The organism is Flexivirga sp. YIM B11880, from assembly GCF_058148645.1.
Genome location: NZ_JBMAMH010000003.1, coordinates 60,521 through 81,288, shown reverse-complemented (window position 1 = coordinate 81,288; position 20,768 = coordinate 60,521). Strand labels below are relative to the sequence as shown.

At 65.6% G+C, this 20,768-nt stretch carries 15 protein-coding genes and 1 pseudogene; 10 read left to right on the top strand and 6 right to left on the bottom strand.

What is annotated here, in order from left to right; all coding sequences use genetic code 11:
• Genes ACN8HC_RS06435 through ACN8HC_RS06425 form a run of 3 tightly spaced genes read left to right on the top strand, consistent with a single transcriptional unit; the run spans window position 1 to window position 3,745 of the window.
• Window positions 1–495, top strand: a complete 495-nt coding sequence (locus tag ACN8HC_RS06435; protein WP_188835729.1) for a (2Fe-2S)-binding protein — start codon at window positions 1–3, stop codon at window positions 493–495.
• Window positions 495–2,882: a xanthine dehydrogenase family protein molybdopterin-binding subunit gene (locus ACN8HC_RS06430; protein WP_188835730.1), complete on the top strand. Its 2,388-nt coding sequence runs from the start codon at window positions 495–497 to the stop codon at window positions 2,880–2,882. Before ACN8HC_RS06435 ends, ACN8HC_RS06430 begins: the two co-directional genes overlap by 1 nt.
• The gene (locus ACN8HC_RS06425) at window positions 2,879–3,745 is read left to right on the top strand and encodes a carbon-nitrogen family hydrolase (protein WP_188835731.1); all 867 of its coding nucleotides are present in this window, start codon (window positions 2,879–2,881) and stop codon (window positions 3,743–3,745) included. The genes ACN8HC_RS06430 and ACN8HC_RS06425 overlap by 4 nt, the downstream gene beginning before the upstream one ends.
• 37 nt (window positions 3,746–3,782) lie before the next feature.
• Here ACN8HC_RS06425 and ACN8HC_RS06420 read toward each other — a convergent pair whose 3' ends face one another.
• The gene (locus ACN8HC_RS06420) at window positions 3,783–5,234 is read right to left on the bottom strand and encodes a PucR family transcriptional regulator (RefSeq protein WP_188835732.1); all 1,452 of its coding nucleotides are present in this window, start codon (window positions 5,232–5,234) and stop codon (window positions 3,783–3,785) included.
• 110 nt (window positions 5,235–5,344) lie between these two features.
• Here ACN8HC_RS06420 and gabT point away from each other — a divergent pair, with 110 nt between their 5' ends.
• The 5 genes from gabT (at window position 5,345) to ACN8HC_RS06395 (ending at window position 12,296) form a co-directional block, all read left to right on the top strand.
• Window positions 5,345–6,715, top strand: coding sequence for a 4-aminobutyrate--2-oxoglutarate transaminase (gene gabT / locus ACN8HC_RS06415; protein ID WP_188835733.1), 1,371 nt, complete (start codon window positions 5,345–5,347; stop codon window positions 6,713–6,715).
• A gap of 17 nt (window positions 6,716–6,732) precedes the next feature.
• Window positions 6,733–8,205, top strand: coding sequence for an aldehyde dehydrogenase family protein (locus ACN8HC_RS06410; protein ID WP_188835734.1), 1,473 nt, complete (start codon window positions 6,733–6,735; stop codon window positions 8,203–8,205).
• Window positions 8,202–9,377 carry a CaiB/BaiF CoA transferase family protein gene (locus ACN8HC_RS06405; protein ID WP_229749457.1) on the top strand — a complete coding sequence of 392 codons (1,176 nt, stop codon included), beginning with the start codon at window positions 8,202–8,204 and terminating at the stop codon, window positions 9,375–9,377. The genes ACN8HC_RS06410 and ACN8HC_RS06405 overlap by 4 nt, the downstream gene beginning before the upstream one ends.
• A complete protein-coding gene (locus ACN8HC_RS06400; RefSeq protein ID WP_188835735.1) occupies window positions 9,374–10,561 on the top strand; it encodes an acyl-CoA dehydrogenase family protein in 1,188 nt (395 codons plus the stop codon). The genes ACN8HC_RS06405 and ACN8HC_RS06400 overlap by 4 nt, the downstream gene beginning before the upstream one ends.
• Window positions 10,562–10,811: 250 nt before the next feature.
• A complete protein-coding gene (locus ACN8HC_RS06395) occupies window positions 10,812–12,296 on the top strand; it encodes an APC family permease (RefSeq protein WP_188835736.1) in 1,485 nt (494 codons plus the stop codon).
• Window positions 12,297–13,125: 829 nt separating this feature from the next.
• Here the strand turns inward: ACN8HC_RS06395 and ACN8HC_RS06390 are convergent.
• Window positions 13,126–14,595 carry an APC family permease gene (locus tag ACN8HC_RS06390; RefSeq protein WP_188835737.1) on the bottom strand — a complete coding sequence of 490 codons (1,470 nt, stop codon included), beginning with the start codon at window positions 14,593–14,595 and terminating at the stop codon, window positions 13,126–13,128.
• 271 nt (window positions 14,596–14,866) lie between these two features.
• On the opposite strand from ACN8HC_RS06390, the gene ACN8HC_RS06385 reads away from it, so the two are divergent.
• Both ACN8HC_RS06385 and ACN8HC_RS06380 read left to right on the top strand, forming a co-directional pair.
• Window positions 14,867–15,736, top strand: a complete 870-nt coding sequence (locus ACN8HC_RS06385; protein ID WP_188835738.1) for an FAD binding domain-containing protein — start codon at window positions 14,867–14,869, stop codon at window positions 15,734–15,736.
• A gap of 26 nt (window positions 15,737–15,762) precedes the next feature.
• On the top strand, window positions 15,763–16,251 hold the full coding sequence (locus tag ACN8HC_RS06380; RefSeq protein ID WP_188835739.1) for a (2Fe-2S)-binding protein: 489 nt from the start codon (window positions 15,763–15,765) through the stop codon (window positions 16,249–16,251).
• Window positions 16,252–16,339: 88 nt separating this feature from the next.
• Here ACN8HC_RS06380 and ACN8HC_RS06375 read toward each other — a convergent pair whose 3' ends face one another.
• From ACN8HC_RS06375 to ACN8HC_RS06360, 4 genes and pseudogenes are all read right to left on the bottom strand, one after another.
• Entirely contained in the window at window positions 16,340–17,569 is a 1,230-nt protein-coding gene (locus ACN8HC_RS06375) for a PucR family transcriptional regulator (protein ID WP_188835740.1), read from the bottom strand.
• A 28-nt stretch (window positions 17,570–17,597) separates the two neighbouring features.
• Window positions 17,598–18,302: a DsbA family oxidoreductase gene (locus ACN8HC_RS06370; protein ID WP_229749458.1), complete on the bottom strand. Its 705-nt coding sequence runs from the start codon at window positions 18,300–18,302 to the stop codon at window positions 17,598–17,600.
• Window positions 18,303–18,337: 35 nt separating this feature from the next.
• On the bottom strand, window positions 18,338–20,263 hold the full coding sequence (locus ACN8HC_RS06365; protein WP_229749484.1) for a xanthine dehydrogenase family protein molybdopterin-binding subunit: 1,926 nt from the start codon (window positions 20,261–20,263) through the stop codon (window positions 18,338–18,340).
• A gap of 108 nt (window positions 20,264–20,371) precedes the next feature.
• Window positions 20,372–20,761 (bottom strand): annotated as a pseudogene (locus tag ACN8HC_RS06360) (xanthine dehydrogenase family protein molybdopterin-binding subunit); the annotation flags it as partial.
• Window positions 20,762–20,768 lie beyond the last annotated feature (7 nt).

The following is a 20,768-nucleotide window of genomic DNA, read 5'->3' as shown; positions in this document are numbered from 1 at the left end:
ATGACCACGACTCCACAGGAATCGCTGCACGTCAGCGTCTCGGTGAACGGCCGTACGTACCGCGCGCAGGTAGACGCACGAAAAACGCTCGCGGACTTCATCCGAGAGGACGCCGTGCTGACCGGCACCAAACTCGGCTGTGAGCACGGTGTCTGTGGTGCGTGCACGGTGCTGGTGGACGACGCCCCGATGCGCTCGTGCTTGATGCTGGCAGTGCAGGCCGACGGACGCCACGTCCGTACCGTCGAGAACCTCGCCGACGGCACCGAACTGAATTCCCTGCAGCAAGCGTTCCAACGCAACCACTCCCTCCAGTGCGGGTTCTGCACGGCGGGAATTCTGATGTCCGCGACCGCGCTGCTGGAGCAGAATCCGACTCCGACGCGTGCGGAGATCGTCGAGACGGTCTCCGGCTCGCTCTGCCGGTGCACCGGTTACGAAACCATCGTCGCCGCAGTCGAAGAGGCCGCGGCACCGGCGGAGGAGCGCTCCTGATGGACGAAACGCTGCAACACATCAAGACACCGGTCGTCGCGGCGCGCGCCATCGGCACCCGAGTGCTCCGCTCGGAGGATCCCCGGCTCCTGAGTGGCCGCGGCGTATTTCTCGCCGACACGGTCCTGCCGGGCGAACTCCATGCGGCCTTCGTCCGCAGCCCAGTGGCGCACGCACGCATCACCCGCATTGACGTGTCGGCGGCACTCGCTCTGCCGGGCGTCTTTCTCGCGTGGACCGGCACGGACGTGCTACCGCATTGCGAGGGTCTGGTCGGCGAGTTCGCCGTCCCAGGATGCAACGCCACCACCATGCCGCTGTTGGCAACGGGGGAGGTGGTGTATGTCGGTGAGCCCGTCGCTGTTGTCGTCGCGGAATCCCGTTACGCGGCCGAGGACGCGGCCGAACTCATCGAATGGGACTTCGAGGAATTGCCGGTCGTCGTGTCGGCGGATGCCGCCCTCGCAGGTGGCGACGTCGCAAACAGTCAACTGCCCGACAACATCGGCATCACCGGGGGAGCGACATACGGCGACGTCGAGCTGGCCTTCGAGCAGGCCGACCAGGTTGTGAGCGGGCGCTACTACACCGGTCGCGTCTCCGCCGCACCGATGGAGACTCGTGGTGTCATCGCAAGCTACGAATGGGCTTCCGGTCAGCTGCGGGTGTGGTCCGGCTCGCAGATGCCGCACTTCGTGCGGTATTGCCTCACGGCGTACCTCGGCTTCCCGGAGCAGTGTGTCGAGGTCATCGCACCCGACACTGGTGGTGGGTTTGGTCAAAAAGCACATGTTTACGTGGAGGAGATGCTTCTTCCGCTGCTTTCGCGGGAGCTGGATCGTCCGGTCAAATGGGTCGAAGACCGCCGGGAGAACCTCATGGCCGGCACTCACGCTCACGAGCAGTATGTCGACATCGCGTACGCGCTGGACGACACCGGACGCATCACCGCGGTGCGGACTGACGCGCTCGGCGACGGCGGCGCCTACCACGCTCCGCCGTGGTCGATGGCGGTCGAGCCGTGGTGTGCGGTGGTGATGACGCCGACCGGGATCTACGACGTTCCGGCAGCCGAATACTCCTACACCGCGGTCGCGACCAACAAGACGCCGATCGGTGCCTACCGAGGCGTCGGCTATATGGCCGGCACACTGGCCCGAGAATGCCTGGCCGACGACGCGGCTCGGGCGCTCGGCATGTCCCCGTTCGACTTTCGCCGGTCCAATGTTGTGCGCGAATTCCCGTGGACCAACCCACAGAACATCGTGTACGACGAGGGCAGCTGGCTGGAAACGATCGACGCGCTGGAGGAGATGGTCGACTACACGGCCTTCCTGCAGCGGCAGGCTGAGCTACGGCTTCAGGGACGGTACCTCGGGCTCGGGCTCAGCTGCTTCGTCGAGAGCAGCGGCGAATCCACCGCAACCAGTAAGGAGCACGGCCTGGGTGATGTCTACCACGACACAGCCACGGTCCGCATGGACCCGAACGGCACAGCGACCGTCACGGTCGGGCTGACCGCGCAGGGCCAGGGTCTGGCCACCACAATGGGCCAGATGGCCGCCGACACCCTGGGCATCCGCGTTGAGGACATCACCGTCCGCATGGCGACCTCGACCAGCCAGGCCTACGGATCGGGCACTGTCGGTAGTCGCGGGGCAGTGATCGCGAGCGGCGCGGTGGCCCGGGCAGGCGGCATCATCCGGGAGAAGGTGCGAGCGGTGGCCGCGCACATGCTGGAGGCGTCGGAGAACGATATCGAGCTGGCGGACGGGACCGCCTCGGTCGCCGGGGCCCCGGACGCGAAGGTCGCGATCGCCGACGTAGCAGCCGCGATCTACTTCGACATGACCGCATGGCCGGAGGGCTTCGATCCGACCCTCGAGGCGACGCTGGCCTACGACACGGCACGCCCAATGTTCAGCAACGGCGGGCACGCGATGATCGTCGAGCTGGACCCGGACACCGGATTCGTGCGGTTCGAGAAGGTCTTCTCGGTGGAGGACTGCGGAACGGTCATCAACCCCAACGTCGTCGAGGGCCAGATTCGTGGCGGGGTCGTGCAGGGCATCGGAGCGGCGGTCTTCGAAGAACTGTCCTACGACGCGTCGGGGCAGTTGCTGTCCACGACGTTCCTGGACTACGGGCTCCCGACCATGGACGTGGCGCCGCCATTCGAGATCCGTCATCTGGAGACACCGTCCGCGCACACGGCCTCCGGGGTGAAAGGCATGGGAGAATCTGGGCTGATCGCGGCGCCCGCCGCTGTCCTCAACGCCGTCAACGATGCGCTCACCCCCTTCGGGGCCGTGCTGCGTGAGCTTCCGCTCACCCCTGAGAAGGTCTTCAGCGCGATGAACGGATCTTCTGCAGGAGAAGCTTCATGACGTCGCTCTTCCGGGCAACCCTGCTACAAGTGGGGTATGGCGATGACGAGTCGCTTGCCGATCGCGTCGACCGGGTTTGCGCGTGGATCGGATCGCTGCCGGACACCGATCTCGTGATACTTCCCGAATTGTGGGCACACGGCGGATTCGCGTCTGGCACCTGGGCCGCACAAGCCGAGTCCATAGATGGCACAACGATTCAGCGCCTGTCGCGGGTTGCCTCGCAGAAGGGGATTTGGCTGCACGGCGGGTCCATCATCGAGCGGGCTGCGGCCGACGAAGATCAGGGCCCGGACGGGCGGGGACTCTGGAACACCTCGGTGCTGCTGGATCCTGCTGGGGCCGTGCAGTTGACGTATCGCAAGATTCACCGGTTCGGCTTCGGTGAGGGAGAGCCGCGACTGCTCGAAGCGGGACAAGAGATCGCCGCCACCGATGCCGTTCTGAGGTCGAGGCACACGCGGCTGGGACTGGCAACCTGCTACGACCTGCGCTTCCCGGAGCTCTTCCGGCAGCTGACCGAGGCATCCGCCGAGGTGCTTCTCGTGCCGGCAGCTTGGCCGCTTCCGCGGGTCGAGCATTGGCGGTTGTTGGGCCGCGCGCGCGCCGTCGAGAACCAGGCATGGGTGCTGCAGTGCAACACCGCCGGCACCCACAGCGGGACCACCATGGGCGGGCACAGCCAGGTGATCGATCCTACTGGCGAGGTGGTAGCTGAGCTCGGTGTCGACGAAGGGAGCCTGACGGTGGATCTGGACCTCGACCTTGTCGCGCAGACCCGGCACGGCTTCCCGGTGCTGGCCGACCGCCGGATCCGCATCGGAGGCGGACCGTCCTTCACACCTGAAACGAACGCCGGATAGGTGGAAAGGGCTTCTCGCCGCGGACCGGGATCCGCAGTCAGGCCAGGCCGCGAGCCCGCAGCACGACCCAGAGGCGACTCGCGTCGTCCGGGTCATCGAGGTCGACGTCGGCGACCCGTGCAACCGTGTTGATGCGGTGCCGCACCGTATTGCGGTGCACCTGCAGCGCCCGTGCGGTGTCCTCCCAGCGTCCGCGGTGCTGCAGGTAGGACACCACTGTCTTGACGAGTGTGTCGTCATGGCCGGCGAGCAAGCGCTCCAGCTGTGCTTCGGCAGGCCCGAGCGAAACTCCCGGATCTTGCACGACCTGGCCGTCGGGCGCCCGTCGCACCTCGCCAAGCAGCCACCCGGCGTACCGGGAGATCGCTGCGACCGGCATCACAGGCGAAGCGACGGCGGCCAGTCGCAGGGTGCGCACGTCGTCCAGCAGTCCTTCGGCGATCGCCGCGTCGGCCACCACCCAGACCTCATCCCTGTCGTCGGCCAGCCAGAGTTGGGAATCGTCAAGGCGACCTTGCTCCCATCGGTCCAGCAGCTCGACAGCTCCGAAGATGTCCGTGCACCTGATACGAATCAAGCTGGCATGCAGCGGGATTCGGCTTTGATGTAGCGAGTCGCCGAGCGCACGTGCTGCGTCGACGGCGCCATCCACCAGCAGCTGCGCGATGCAGGAACGTTGAGTGCGGGCCTGCACCACCACCTCGTGGTCCCGATGCAGTTGCAGCGCGAGGAGCGAGCACGCTGCCAGCTGCAGCTGGCGGTCCAGCGCCGCCGCGGGCCTGGGACAGCCCATCGCGATATGGCCGACCAGTCGCTCACCACGGGCGAGCGGCTGTACCACCACGTCTTCGTCTCCGACCGGAAAGGTCGCCGACGAGTGCGGGCCGCTGGCGTGCACTCGCCGCAGCTCGCGGGCGGTCTCCCGGGCGGCATCGCGGCGGTTCCGCGGCCACACCTCGACCACCCGGCCGGTGGCGTCCAGTCGTGCTGCCCACCCATGCACCGCGGCTCCGAGGGTGCGCACGACCTGACTCATCGGATCACGGCGCATGGCCGAGCGCACCAGATCGTGGTAGGCGCCCAGTGAACTGCTCAGCTGCTCGTGCTCGCCGCTCGCCAACTGATTCCAGAACGCGCGGCTGACGGTGAGGAAGGGCGTCGGCGCAGGCACCGACAGCAGTGGCAGGCCCACGATCTCGCAGGCCCGACGCAGCGAGGCCGGCACCTGCGCGTGGATCGGCCCCAGGCCGAGACCGAACGCCGCCACCTCGGCCCGGACCAGGCGGGCGGCATACGCGCGTGCCTGAGCGAAGTGCCCCGTGAGACTCATACCGGTGCTCAATAGCAACTCGCCGCCGGCCAGGTAAGGCGTCGGGTCGGTGAGTTCGCTGACATGGACCCCGGTGATCTGCACCGCGGTGACCGGCAGCGGCACCTCCGGCCGCAGATCGTCACCTAGGGACGACGTGAGGTCGGTCAGGTTGATCATATGGTCATTATATCCAGTATAGAGCCAGTGATGCAGCAGAACATCTAATGCGGCATCCGATGTTCACACCTAGCCTGGAGCGACTTGGCACGCACGACAAAGGGACTGAGATGAAGACGACTGCACTTCCGCCCGCCACGCCGGTCACATCCGGCTTGCCCGATCAGCAGCGGAAGCTGGTGACCCCGATCCCCGGCCCCCGCTCCCGGGTGTTGCATGAGCAGCGTGCCGCAGCGCTGCCACCGGGGCTCAGCAACGTAGTCCCGGTCTTCGTCGAGCGTGCTGGTGGCGGGATCATCGTGGATGTTGATGGCAACCACTTGGTCGATCTCGCCTCAGGTATCGCGGTGACCAGTGTCGGCGCGAGCGCGCCGGAGGTGGTGACCCGGGTCCAGGAACAGGTCGCGAAGTTCACGCACACGTGCTTCCTGGTCACCGAATACCAGGGGTATGTCGACGTCGCCACCTGGCTCAACGAGCACGCGCCAGTCCCCGGAGAAGCCACCACCGCATTGTTCAGCACCGGTGCCGAGGCGGTCGAGAACGCCGTGAAGATCGCCCGCGCGGCGACCAGCCGCCCCGCAGTGATCGTCTTCGACAACGCCTACCACGGTCGGAGCCTCTTCACCCTGGCGATGACCGCGAAGGACAGGCCCTACAAGGACGGTTTCGGACCGTTCGACGCGCACGTCCACCGCGCTCCCTACGCCCAGCAGCTGCGTTGGCCCGGTGACCCCGCACAGGCGACGCCGGACGCACTGGCCGAACTGCAGTCGCTGCTGAACCGGGTTGGCCCGGAGACGGTTGCTGCGATTGTGATCGAGCCTGTCCAGGGTGAGGGTGGCTTCATCGTCCCTGCGCCAGGTTTCCTGCGTGGTGTCCAGAGCATCGCCCGGCAGCACGGCATCGTGCTCGTGGCGGATGAGGTACAGGCCGGAATCGCCCGTACCGGAAGGCTTTTCGCCAGCGAGCACGACGGACTGGAACCCGACCTGGTGGTGACCGCCAAGGCGCTCGGCGGCGGCCTGCCGCTCGCGGCGGTCACCGGTCGCGCCGACATCATGGCCGCGGCACGCGTCGGCGGACTTGGCGGAACGTATGCCGGGAACCCCGTCGCCTGTGCCGCTGCACTGGGCGTCTTCGAAATCATCGAGCGCGACGGGCTCGTCGAGCGTGCCGCGGCGATCGAGCAGCACGTGATCGCCGCCCTCCAGCCCGTCATCGAAGCGAGCGGTGTGGTCGCGGAGCTGCGTGGACATGGCGCGATGATGGCCATCGAGTTGGTCCGGCCGGGCACGTTGGAGCCGGACCCGGAGGCCGCAGTGCGGATCGCGCGGGCGTGCCACAAACGTGGAGTGCTCCTTCTCGTATGCGGCACCTTCGGCAACGTAATCCGGCTGCTGCCGCCGCTCGTCATCGACGGGGCGCTGCTGGACGACGGTCTGCAGGTCCTGGCCGACGCCATCTGGGACGAAACGTGAGCACGATGCAGCGCGACATGGACACTACGTACGCACCGCGCACCGGCAGGGCCGCACCGGGGCCGGAGCACTCGACCGACGCGCAGCTGGCGGCCATCCTGGATAGCGCCGCGGCCGCGGCCCGGCGCACAGCCGATGCCACGCCAGAGGAGCGTAGACAATGGCTCGATGCCGTCGCGAACGCCCTTGAGAAAGAGACAGATCGCCTCGTCGGCATTGCGGACGAGGAGACTGCGCTCGGTGTACCCCGGCTGACCGGCGAACTGGCAAAGGCCGCCGAGAACGCCCGCTTCTATGGACGCGCTGGTCAGCGCGGCGAGTGGCTGCGAGCGCGCATCGAACGCCTCCCGAACGGACCTGAACTGCGCCGCGCCCAGCTGCCGATCGGTCCGGTGGCGGTCTTCGGCGCCAGCAACTTCCCCTTCCAGTTCGGCACGATCGGTCACGACACGTGCTCAGCACTCGCCGCCGGATGCCCCGTGGTTGTCAAGGCGCACCCCGCTCACCCACGGCTCGCCGCGACGGTCGCCAACCTGGTGATGCGGGCACTGGATGAGGCCGGGGCACCGAAGGGCATCTTCGGCAACGTGGTCGGCTTCGATGCGGGGCCAGTGCTGGTTCGCTCGCCGCAGATCGCAGCGGTCGCCTTCACCGGCTCGCAGACCGGTGGTATGGCGCTGGTCGAAGCGGCTCGCCGGCGACCTGTGCCGATCCCGGTCTATGCCGAAATGGGCACTGTCAACCCAGCGGTCGTCACACCAGCAGCGGAGGCCGCAGCTGAGCTCGTCGCCGCCGGGTTCGTCGACTCGTTCACCCTCGGTGTCGGGCAGTTCTGCACGAAACCCGGGCTGCTGCTGGTGCCCGCGGGCAGCACCATCCCGCACGCGGTGGCCGAGCTGGTGCGGGTGCGGGACGGGGGGTGGATGCTCACTGAGGACATCGCGAGCCGTTACCGTGTCGGGCTGGCGCAGCTGCGGGCGGCCGGAGCCGAGGTGCTCGCCCAGGGTTGGCTTCCGACGGCGGGGTACGCCGCGCAGCCTGCCGTGCTATCCGTGCCGGCCGAGGCGTTGCGCGACAACGACTCGCGGCTGCGGGAGGAATGTTTCGGCCCGGCGGCCCTCGTGGTGACGTACCAGGACGTCGACGACGCAGTGTCGCTGCTGGAGGTATTGCAACCCTCGCTCGCTGGATCGGTGTTCAGCGGGGGACCGGACGATCCGGATGTTCTCCGGCTGGTGCAAACGCTCGCGGCACAGGTCGGGCGCGTGACAGTCGACGAGTGGCCGACGGGTGTGGCGTGCAACAGCGTCATACAGCACGGTGGGCCATGGCCGGCGACCAGCATCCCGACCGCCAGTAGCGTCGGGGCAGCCGCCCTGGAGCGGTTCACCCGGCCGGTGTGCTTCCAGAACATACCCGAGGAAGCGCTGCCCCCGGCGCTGCAGGATGCGAACCCCTGGTTCCTGCCAGAGCGGGAGGTGTCGTGGTGACTGGTGAATTGGGGGCACCATTGGAGGGACTGGTCGTAGCGGATTTCAGCCGGGTACTCGCCGGCCCGCTCGCCACGATGACTCTGGCCGATCTCGGTGCCCGGGTGATCAAGATCGAGCGCCGTGGGGCCGGCGATGACACGCGGGCGTGGGGTCCGCCATACTCCGCACACGGCGCGACCTACTTCGAGAGTGTCAACCGGAGCAAACAGTCGATCGCCCTGGACCTGACCGATCCGGCTGACCGGGCCACCGCTTTCGACATCGCTACCCACGCCGACATCGTGATCGAGAATTTCGCCGTCGGCACGATGGACCGGCTCGGCCTTGGGTATGACGCGATCAGCACCGTCAATCCAGGGTCGATCTTCTGCACCATTAACGGTTTCGGCGGCAACGACGGCAAGGATCTGCTCGGCTATGACTTCATCGTACAAGCCGTCGGCGGACTCATGAGCATCACCGGGGACGCAGACAGCGAACCAACCAAGGCCGGGGTCGCCCTGGTCGACGTGCTTACCGGCAAGGATGCCGTGATAGGCGTATTGGCCGCAGTGATCGCCCGGCAGCGCACGGGCCGCGGCGATCACTTGGAGGTCACCTTGCTGACCAGCCTGCTCGGCTCGCTGGCCAACCAGGGTCAGGCCAGTCTGGAGACCGGCGCACCGGGTCATCCGATGGGCAACGCACACCCGAGCATCGCTCCCTACCAGACGCTGCACTGTCGCGACGGGCTAATCGCGCTCGCGTGCGGCAACGACACCCAGTTCGGTCGGCTGACCGACGCCCTCGGTGACGCCCGGCTCGCCGCACGGGCCGAATACGCCACCAACTCCGACCGGGTCGCGCATCGTGAGCAGCTGGCGACCCAGCTCGAGGACCTGCTGAGGACGCGCGACGTCGAGCACTGGGTCGACCTGCTGCGGACCGCGCGGGTGCCGGCCGGCAAGGTCAACACCATCCCACAGGCGATCGAGTTCGCCGAAAGTCTCGGGCTCGATCCCACGGTCGAAGTCGGGGACGGCTGGACCCGTGAGATCCGGCATCCGATCAGGTGGACCGCCTACCGCACAACCAGTCCAACACCCCCACCCAGCAACGATGCCCACGCCACGCAGGTGCATGCATGGCTCGCTGCACAGACCGCCCCCACGACCGAGGTGACCGAATGAAGACCAGCACTGCCCGCCCGCTCGATCTCGCCGACATCGACGCGATGCTGACTGATGACGAGTTGGCCGTCCGCGCCACCGTTCGGCAGCTGTGCGAGCACAGCATCGACCCCTACGTCGCCGACTGGTTCGAGAAGGGTGAGTTGCCGGCCGCGCGGGAACTCGCCAAGGAACTCGGCGAAGTCGGCCTGCTCGGTATGCACTTGGAGGGCTACGGCTGCGCCGGGATGAGCGCGGTCGACTACGGACTGGCGTGCCTGGAGCTGGAGGCGTCGGACTCCGGCATCCGATCGATGGTGTCGGTGCAGGGATCGCTGGCAATGTTCGCGATCTGGCGCTGGGGCAGTGAGGAACAAAAGCAGGAATGGCTGCCGCAGCTGGCAGCAGGCGAAGCGATCGGCTGCTTCGGGCTGACCGAGCCGGATCACGGGTCCGACCCGGGCAGCATGCGAACCACGGCCCGCCGGGACCGCGGGGACTGGGTGCTGAACGGCACCAAGATGTGGATCACCAACGGGTCCATCGCCGATGTCGCTATCGTCTGGGCGCAGGCGGGGGAGGATCATGGTGGCGTCCGCGGATTCGTGGTGCCGACGAACACCCCCGGCTTCTCCGCACCGGAGATCCATCACAAGTTGTCGCTGCGTGCCTCGGTCACCAGCGAGCTGGTGCTGGACAACGTACGGCTGCCGGAGTCGGCGGTGCTACCGGAGGTTCGCGGACTGAAAGGCCCGTTGTCGTGCCTGAACGAGGCACGGTACGGAATCCTTTGGGGAGCAATGGGTTCGGCACGATCGGCCTTCGAGTCCGCACTGACGTACGGCACACAACGTGTGCAGTTCGGCAAGCCGATTGCGGCATACCAGCTGACGCAGGCCAAGCTGGTGGCGATGAACAGCGAGCTGATCAACGGCACGCTGCTCGCGCTACACCTGGGCCGGCTGAAAGACCGCGGCGGGCTGCGGCCGGAGCAGGTGAGCCTGGGCAAGTACAACAATGTGAGCAAGGCGATCGAAATTTGTCGCACCGCGCGGACGGTGCTCGGCGCCAACGGCATCTCGCTGGAGTTCCCGGTCATGCGCCACGCCAGTAACTTGGAGTCGGTGCTGACGTACGAAGGCACCGTAGAGATGCACACCTTGATGATCGGGCAGGCACTGACAGGAGAGGCTGCCTACCGCTGACCTGTCCGGATCACACATTTCGCCTACGGGCTCCGGTATTGCCTGTTTGTGGGTGTCGGAGCTTCTGAGTTCTTCCTTGCCCGCCCGCCGAACTGTTGGAACCTTCAGTATTGCTTCGGAAACTTATCTGGTTCCGGGTGGGCAGGAAACAGTCGCGAACCTACGGTGTGACCTGGCTCATAGCCGACCCGTTGTCGGTGTGGCTTGACCAATGTGCATCCGGCCAGCGTGAAAAGAGGAAGAAGGGGAAATGAGCGACTCTGCTGACGACAGTGACCTTATCCGGAAGAAGCTGCGGTGGACGGATGGTATGGCGATGACTCTCGGCATCATCACCACCGGCATCTTCACGTCCATCGGCTACACAATCGGCGCCGTAGGGCTGTGGGGAATGTTGCTCATCTGGGCGGGCGCGGCATTGATCGGCCTTTTGCAAGTGGTGTTGTACTCCGAGATGGCGTTGATGTTCCCGGACAAGACTGGTGGCATCGGTATGTACGCCCACGAGGCATGGCGGAAGTATTTTGCGCCGATCGGCCCTCTTTGTGTTTATGGCTACTGGATGGCGTGGTCTCTTGCGCTATCCGCGGTCGGCCTCACCCTGGGCGAACTTGTCGCCGCGCAGTGGTTCCCCGATTCCGGTACGTTTTTCACGCTCGGCAGCGTCCACGTGGGGGTGCCGCATTTCGTCGCCGCGGGCTGCATCATCCTCGTGTGGTTGGTGAATGTGCTCGGTATCAAACTCACCGTCCGGCTGATGTGGGTCCTGAATAGTGGCGCGGTCGTCACGCTTCTCATTTTTATCTTCGCGCCTATCGTGGCCGGCCAGTGGAGCACGTCAAGTTTCACCATGCAGTTCGGCGGCGACTGGGGTGGTGTGAAGCTGGCGATCGGGCTCCTTTATGTCGCCGGCTGGAATGTTTACTCCACGGAAATAATCGCGACCTTCTCGCCCGAGTTCGAGGACACCAGACGGGACGTACCGAAGGCAGCAATTTCCAGTGGAATCATGCTTCTGGTTGCGTTCACACTGGCGCCGATCGGAGCTGCTGGAACCGTCGGGCAAGCAGATGTGAGCAAGAACCCGGTCAGCTACGCGATCGATGCCTTTGAAAAGATAGTCGGTCCAGCATCGGGATTGGTCACCGTCATTATCTGTGCCTCCATGTTTGCGTCCATGGCCGCTTCCACCGGTGACGCTGGTCGAGCGCTGTACGGCCTGGCGCGCGAAGGTATGACCCTCAAGCAGCTCGATCATGTCAGCAAGCGCAACGGGATGCCGGTCCGGCAGATGACGATCGATCTGGTCATCAACCTGCTGATGGTGTTCTTCTTGGGCTCCACCATTGCGGTGCTGTTCGCCAGCAACTTCGGCTACCTGTTGTGCACGACATTCGCAGTTGCCGGCTTCGTGCTGCTGCGCAAAGACCGGCCCGATTGGCCCCGGCCGCTGAAGTTGCGCACCTTCTGGGTCGGCATCGCCTGCGGGATCGTCGTCATCGACGCGGTCGTGACCATCGTCGGCTTCCTCAATCCGAAGATCACCGGTTACGGCAATGCGGATTCCATCGTCATCGCGCTGGTGCTGCTCTCCTTTGGGCCGATCACATTCGTCATCCGCAAGAAGTTGCAGGACCGGCAGCCGCTCAACTTGCGCGAGGACGCACCGGCCGTGCCGGGTGCCGATGACTACACGATGTCCGCACCCCAGCCGGGTCTCGCGCCAGAGGTGTGAGCGATATCCAGATCTGAATGCCCCGACTTTCGCACGCGAAGGCCGGGGCATCCGTTATGAATTTCATCGATCGGCTGGTGTGGTGAGGACCTGGTCCGTGAACGGCAACCCGGGACGTTAGGAACGCCACGCTCAAGGCGGAAGCCGGGTTGAACGCCGCCGAACTGTCGACGACCGGATGCGACCGGGGGATCCTTCGGGCGCATCACGAGTGCCCTGCGGCATACGGACGACGCGTCGATCTGCTCGGGGAGTCGCAGCAACTGCGCGTCATATTCGTCGAGCATCTCGACTGCGCGCCGGACCTCACTCGACACTGGCCAAGTCGATCGAATCCACACCTCGACCTGACCGCCGTCACCAAGCATGGCTGCGAACTCGGCCGATCTTTCCGGGTAGAGGCCTTCGCGCTGAAGGCTCGAACCTGTCGCTCTCTCACGCCCATTCAGGAAGGATGATCACTCATTCGCACCGGGTCGTCGTCCCTGACGGTCCTGTAATCAGGGGGACAACTACGGATAGTCGTCGCCCGCGAGAGCGGTGGGTGGTTCGTCAGGGTGTGTAACCTGCACATCGCGTTCGGACGCTGCAGATTCGCTGGAGGGCAAGTCCTCGGCCGCGGCGCCGAATAGCACTGAGGTTTCGAAGTTCCTCGAGGCACGCACTGATTTGCCTACGGCCGAAGATTTGTCGTCCTGTGAGGCGTCCCAGTGTCTCAAGATGGCCCAGCCGCAAGGGTGACCGCTGCGCCGTTGAGCGTCGGATGCCCGGTCTTCGCATATGAAAGACCGGGCATTCCGAAGCTGGTGGTGCTGAGCTTGCTCAGAACTCAAGCAGGCAGCCGTTCGATGCCATCGTCGGGCTCGAGAGCAAGTTCCTCGCCCGTCGGGTCATCTCCCGTGTCGTTACGTCGTGTCGCGAGCCGCACGAGCACGCCGGCCACTATCCAGCCGAGTCCGAAAAGGACGGCACCGCGGTAGGGGCTCGGGGGCAATGGAAAGAACTGTGACTTGATCGACAGCCCGATGAGCGCCACGGTGACGACAGGGGCAATGATGCTGGTGAGTAGTCCGGCCTTGGCGCGCAGGCCGACCACGGCGCCTGCGATCGCGACGGTCGGATAGACCAGAGCGATCAGGACCGCGTCGACCGTGTACATCCAGCTGAATGCGACGAGTCCGTCTGCGGCGGTCCCGCCGGTGAGCACGAAGCTGCACGCGTATCCGATTATCGACATCACCGCGATCGCACCGAGCGCAGCGTGAGGAGTCTGGTGGACCCGATGGGTGCGGCCGAGCATCCGAGGCAGATGGCCGTCGCGGCCCCACTCGAAGATCAATCGGGCGAGGTAGTTAGTGAAAGCCAGTGCTCCGGTGATGCCGGCAATTGCGACGATCGCGAGGAGGTATGTGCCGTACCAGGACACCAGGTAGGTCTTGGAAAGTCCGGAGACCACGTCCGCTCCGAGCAGGCCCCAGCCGGACGTCTTCGTGGTGCCCAGCCCAGTGGTCACGGCCAATGACGTTAGTACGTAGAAGACGACAACCAGTGTCATCGTGCCCATGATGGCTCGGGGAACCGTGCGTCGTGGGTCATGCGCTTCCTCGGCCATGAAGACCGCACCCTCAGATCCCGCGAGGCAGGTGATGGCGAGGCCGACCGCGAGCAGTAGCGTGCCGACGGATATTCCGTGCAGCGAGAACGGTGACAGCGACGACCAGGCGATGCCGTCCTTTCCGCCTTTGATCAGGATGATCAGGTCGAACAACACGACCGAACTTACGCCGAGCGCGGCCAGCACCAGCAGCAGTCGAGCCGAAATCTCTACGCCGCGATAGGCCGCGAAGAGCACGATAGGTGTTAGGACGATCGCCCACGGAACCCACGACGACGAAAGCCAGTTCACATCCGGTGCGGCGGCGGCGAAGAAGTTCTGCAGCAGGAACGCCGAAGAGATGAAGGTGGCCGGTGTCACGACGACGCCGATGCCCAAGTAGAACCAGCCCACCAGGTAGCCGACATCGCGGCCCAGCCCGCGTCGTACGAAGCTGTACAATCCTCCGGCGGCGGAGACGTGACGGGACAGTCCGGCCATCACAATCCCGAACGCGAACATGCCGATCGCTGCAATCACGAACGCTGCCGGCGTCGCCCCCCCGGCAATGCCGGCGACCACGGACCCGGTCAGCAGGATCGAATACTCCGGTGCGATACCTCCTGCGGCGATGGCCACCAAACCTGGTACTCCGAGCGCACCCGATTTCAACTGAACTTCTTCGCTATTGCTCGTGGTCGTCACGGCAACTCCGTTCTCTTGCTTGCGCCCGCGTCGTGGGCTGCTCGTCATCGCGGGTCGCGTTGACGCGGCCATGACGCTAGAAGGGGCGCGGCCGGCAGCGTTACTACCGTGTCGACAAGGTCGCGGTGCGGACTGTGAGGTAGCCCACAAAGGGCTCGGCGGACACATCGTGCTAGGTGCCGAGGTTTGTTGTCATGATGCGTTGATCGGAACGGCGAAATGACGGTTCAGGTCAAGGACGCCATCTCAGTTGGCGACGATAGTGGGCAGCGTGAAACCACCACCATTCGACTATGTGCGTGCAGCGAACCTCGATGATGTCTGGGACGCCCTGGACGCGGATGAGGACGCGAAAGTCATCGCCGGTGGACAGAGCTTGATCCCATTGCTCAGTCTTCGCTTCGCCTCACCGTCGCTACTCGTCGATCTCGGCGCTCTCGGCGAACTCACGGGTGTCCAGCTGACGGACTCGGTCCTGCGGATCGGCGCGCTTACGCGCCATTGTGAGGTGGAGCGGAACGCCGCGATCCGTGCGGCTGCTCCACTTCTGGCAGAAGCGGCCACTTGGGTGGCGCACCCGCAGATCCGCAATCGAGGCACCCTCGGCGGTTCGGTCGCGCACGGCGACTCAGCCGCCGAGTTCCCAGCAGCATTGCTCGCACTGGACGCTACGATGGTCGCCCGATCGCGGGCTGGCGAGCGCCGGGTCGCAGCAACCGACTTCTTCTTGTCGTACTTCACGACCGCGCTCGAACCTGGCGAGATCTTGGCAGCGGTGGAGCTGCCTGTCGCACGTTCGAGTAGCACATGGGGATTTGCCGAATTCGCGCGTCGGCGTGGGGATTACGCAATCGGCGGCGCAGCGGTGCAGGCCGAGCGTGATGCTGACGGTTCGTGTCGCAGCGTTCGCGCCGGCCTCCTTGCCGCCGGACCGGCACCGTGTCTGGCGCCGGGTCTGGCTGATGCCTTTGCCGGGCGGGTCGTAGACCGTCAGCTGATTGCGGGCGTTGTCGACGAAGCGCTTGCGCGGCTGGCACCGGGCGAGAACGTGCACGGCAGCGCGGGATACCGCAAAGACGTCATCGGAGAGATGTTGCGCCGCGCGCTAGCGTCGGCGTTCGAGCTAGGAGAAGTAGCGTGAAGACCAGGGTCGTCGTCAACGGTGAGATGTACGAGCGCGACGTGGAACCACGGATGCTGATGTCGGACTTCATCCGCCACGAACTCGGCCTCACCGGGACGAACGTCGGCTGTGAGCACGGTGTTTGCGGGAGCTGCACCGTCGTTCTCGACGGGGAACCTGTGCGCTCGTGCACCATGTTGGCCGTCCAGGCCGACGGCCGCCGCATCACCACCGTCGAAGGACTGAGCAACGACGGCGAAATGCACGGGCTGCAGCGCGCCTTCACCGCCTGCCACGGGCTGCAATGTGGCTTCTGTACGCCTGGCTTCCTGATGACGCTCCTTCCGGTCTACAACGAGGGCAAACGCCTGGAATCAGAAGAAATACGTGAGGTCATCTCCGGCAACCTGTGCCGGTGCACCGGTTACCAGCAGATCGTGGAGTCCGTGCAAATGGCGCTTGATGAAGCGGCTGACCTGGCTGAGTCGGGCGAAGGCCCCGATCGTCCGTCCGACGACGCAGACGTGTCCTGATCGCAAAGCCTCGGAGCCTGTGCCCACGATGCGTTGGGCAAGGTGGCTGAACTCCCGACGCGACGTGACGCGGCCGACCGCGGACTCACTACAACGCGTCGTCGCTCAGATCCAGTGCGTGAGGCTGGTTCTCGGCACGTTCCTTGGCCCCTATCGCCGCCAACAGGTCGGCCAACCGAAGCGCGACGGCGATCTCATCTCGCCGCGAAGTGATCGAGACCTCGAGGCGTTGCTCGATCGAGCGAAGGCGGTAGGCGACGGTGCGTTCGTGGACGTGTATCGCCGCAGCAGTCGAGGCGGCGTTCTGGCCGGACGCGAAGTATGCCTTCAGCGTTTCGCGGAGCAGTTCGGTCCGCGCTTCCGGCTCATCGAGCCCGCGCAGCTCACGGGCCACGAAGTCACGCATCATCTGCCGGTCCTTCAGCACCAGAGCCTCGAGCGCGACATCGGGATAGCGCACCACGGCGCGCGGTCGGAAACGCCCGACCCGGTAGGCCTGCCATGCCTGACGATGCGAGCGCCGAAAGCCTTCGATGCCGGACGCAATCTCGCCGACCGCCACATGTGTGCTCGGCAGGGTCGTGAAGACCTCCGGCTCAGCCTCCTGGGCGTTGCGCAGGGCCGAGGCATCCAGCCAGCCGAGCACGGTGCCCGAGGTACCGCTGACAGTGAGGACCCGCGACTTCAGAGTGGCAGCGATGGCGCGGATGTTCGCCTCCGGCGAGCTGCCCCACGCGACCAAGCCCAGATGTGCCACCCGCAGGTTGTACCCGAGTTCTTCGGTTTCAGTCGGCACCCCCCGCAAGAGATCGTTCACGATCGCGCGGCGTTTGCGGTCCTGACTGCGAAAAAAGTAGGCCTTGTGCTCGGCCTGATAGGCCGCAACGACTCCCTCCATCACTGCGTCGTTCCACGCATAATGGTAGTCCGACGCCTGCCGCAGCACTGTCAGCCGGTGCTCCTCCGGGACCAGAGCGAGCGCCTCCTCAAGGATGGCATTCCATGTAATCGCCTGACCCAGTCGGTAGGTCCGCAGCAGGACCTGCAGCTCGATGCCCGACTGTGCGACCGCGCGCGCCTCGCGCAGCGCAGCATCCGAGGCGCCTTCAGGCACCCGTCGGCCGCTCGCCAGACCGTCCACGATGCTGGTCAGCGCGGCATCGATGCTGGGTCGCTCCGACTCCAGCAATACCGGGTCGTCCCTGCTGTGGAACTCCGGGACCTGTTCGATCACTTCCCGCTCGATCTGGGCCACCAGGTCGGGGATGCGTTGCTGCACAGCCGCCGCGAGTGCCGCCAACTCATGCTCGATCACCACATAGCCAATGTAGTTCGTATGGAGCCGCTCACTTAGTTGTTCCATGGACCTGGGAAGTCTCGATCAAGTCAAGGACCTCGTCGGCCCAGGCCGGGTCATACTCGTCAAGGCGGGGAAAGCCGGTGCCCGGCGGCGCCGTCCAGTGATAGGTGACGCCCGGGTTGTGCTCGGCGTAGCGGCCGCCGACGAAGAAATGCGGGCTGCCCTGGACAGGCAGGTCACGCGCCATACCCCATTGGCTGAAGACATCAGCGAGTCCAGCGCCGCGCTGCAAAGCGGCGTCCAACGCAGACACCGCGACCAATGGACATGTCTGGGCGACCCGCAGGATTCGCGCGTGCACCGAGATGCATTGGCTCTGTTCGTAATACGCGCGCCGCAGCGCCGCGTCCAGCTGGTCGCTCGCCGGAAGCCCACCAACCGACGGGTCCTTCGCCGCCTGCACGGCGGCCATTGCCGGCGTGGTCGACACAGGATATTCCGACTCTGGGCCGGACCAGTCCTGCCAGCCGAGTTCGGGCCGCAGCCCGGCGATTGCGGTCACCTCCATGTCGATGATTGCCTTCGGCGTTGGCCGTTCGTTGAACAACTCCAGCGGAAACGCCCGGTGGTCGACCAGCAGGGTGACGCCGCGCTCGCCTGCGCGTGCAGACAAGGTCTGCAGTGCGAGGGTTGCCCACGGGCACCCGATGTCGGACCAGACGGTCACGATCGCGTCGTCCTGGTTGACCAATGCGGGATCCCGGAATGGGTCGGATTGGCTGAGACTCATCCGTGACTTCCTTCCGCCACGACTTCGAGCGCACGAGGGTGCGGTACGCCGACGTTCGGGCGCCGGTCGAGTGCCCGGTGCCACAGGGTTTCCGGTGCGACCGGCACCTTTCGCACGACTTGTCCATCGGAGAAGGCGTCATCGACGGCGCTGGCGATCGACGCACCGACGGCGATGAGGCCGACCTCGCCCAGACCCTTGGCGCCGAATGGGTTGTTCGGTGTCGGCGCGTCCTCGGTCATGAGGAAGTCGACGTCCGGCATTTCCTGGGCGCCGGGCAGCAAGTAGTCCATGAAGGACGTGCACATCGGCTGGCCGGAATCGTCATACAAGAACTCCTCGTAGAGGGCGCCGCCGATTCCCTGGATCGCTGCGCCAATCACCTGTCCTCGCGTCGTCATCGGGTTGATCGCCCGGCCTGCTTCGGTGGTGGTCAGAAACCGGCGAATGGTGTGCCCGCCGGTGGCCGGATCGACCTCGAGCTGTACCAGGGTGACGCCGTAGGGATAATTCATGTGCGAGTCGACGTAGACGGCCTGCGCGCCGAGCCCTGGCTCGTCACCCGCGAGCCGGGCGGACCACCCGTCCCACCGTCCGGCGATCTCGGCGAGCGATAGGCGCGAGTCGGCGCTACCAGCCACCATGATCGACCCGTCGCTGACCACGAGATCGTCGATGCTGGCCTCCAGCATGTCGGCGGCGAGCCGCTTTGCTTTGTCGATCGTGTCGAGCGCGGCTTGCCGGGCAGCTCCGCCCGCCAGGACGGTAGACCGGCTGGACCAGGAGCCGACGCCGTCGGGGATCAGGTCGGTGTCGCCGTGCACGATGTCGATGAGTTCCGGATCGACCTGGAACTCTTCGGCGACGATCTGGGCGAGCACGGTCTCGATGCCCTGGCCGACTGAGGAGGCTCCGGTGCGCACGCGGACGCGGCCGGACGGGTCGACATCCACCGCGCCGGTCTCGTATAGGCCTAGGCCAGCCTTGTCCATCAGGATGCCGACCCCATTTCCGACGAGCCGGCCCTGGGCGCGCAGCTCGACGGCTTCCTTCTCCCACTGGTCGAAATCCGCCGCGGCGAGCGCCTTGTCTAGATGGTCGACGACGTCACCGGAATCGAAATGGTACGGCTCGAAACAGATCTCCATCCCGGGCTCGTACGGCAGGTCCGCGCTGGTCAGCAAATTGCGGCGGCGGATCTCCACCGGTGACAGGCCAATTTGGTGGGCGGCCTGATCCAGCAGCCGTTCGCGGGCGAACGTTCCCTCGTATCGCCCCGGCGCACGGTAAGCCGCCGACGGTGTCTTGTTGGACAGCACTACGTGCAGGACACCGGAATAGGCAGGTACGCGGTAAGGGCCCGGCACCATGCCGACCGTGATGTCACTTACCAGCGGTTCTGCCTGCCGTAGGAACGCCCCGTGGTTGTCCCAGATCTCATCGGTCAGGGCAAGCAATCGGCCGTCGGCGTCGAACGCCGCTGACATCTCGTAAACCTGCTCGCGAGCATGTGAGGTGGCAACCATGTGCTCAAGGCGATCCTCGGTCCACTTTACGGGGCGGCCAAGTTGCAGGGCTGCCCATGCGGTCATGATGTGTTCGGGGAACACGCCGCCCTTGACGCCGAAGTTCCCGCCGATCGCCGTATGCCGCATGTGCACGTCGGCCAACGACAGCTGGAGAACGTTCGCGATGATTCGCTGGCAGTCGTGCGCGTGGACCGGTCCCCAGATGTTCACGCCGCGGCAGCCGGGCTCCGGTTGCGCCACGCAGCCACGAGTTTCCATCGGTACCCCGGAGTGCCGTCCGACGGTGTAGGTGCCGGTGACCACATGGGCGGCGCCTTCGAACGCGCCGGGGGTGTCGCCGTACGTCTTCTCGATCCTGAGGGCCTCGTTGGTGTGGTCGTCGAAGAGCCGCACCGTGTCGTCCGCGAGTGCTTCCTGCGGGTCGAGAACCGGCGACAGCAAGTCGTAGGCGATCTCGATCCGGGCCGCCGCGTCCTCGGCGAGGTATGGCGAGTCGGCCACGATGGCCGCCACTGGCTGGCCGACGTACCGGACGCGATCTGCGGCGAAGATCGGGTGTGTGAGGTCCTCGATCCAGGGATAGACGTCGTGATAGCCGATCTGTTCCAGGGGGATGCGGCCCGGCAGATCCGCCGCTGTGATGACCATGCGAACCCCGGGTGTTCGGCGCGCTGCCTCGGTGTTCACCGACACGAGTCGCGCGTGTGCCTCGCTGGAGCGCACCACCACCAGATGCAGCTGCTGGTGCAGGTCGATGTCATCCACGAACCGAGCTTCTCCGCGCAGCAGCTTGGCGTCCTCGCGGCGTTTCACGGGTTGCCCGACATACCTCTTCGCTGAAGCCCCGAGGCCACCGGATGCCCCGGGTGTGCTTAGACCCGCGCCTGGCATCGCGTTC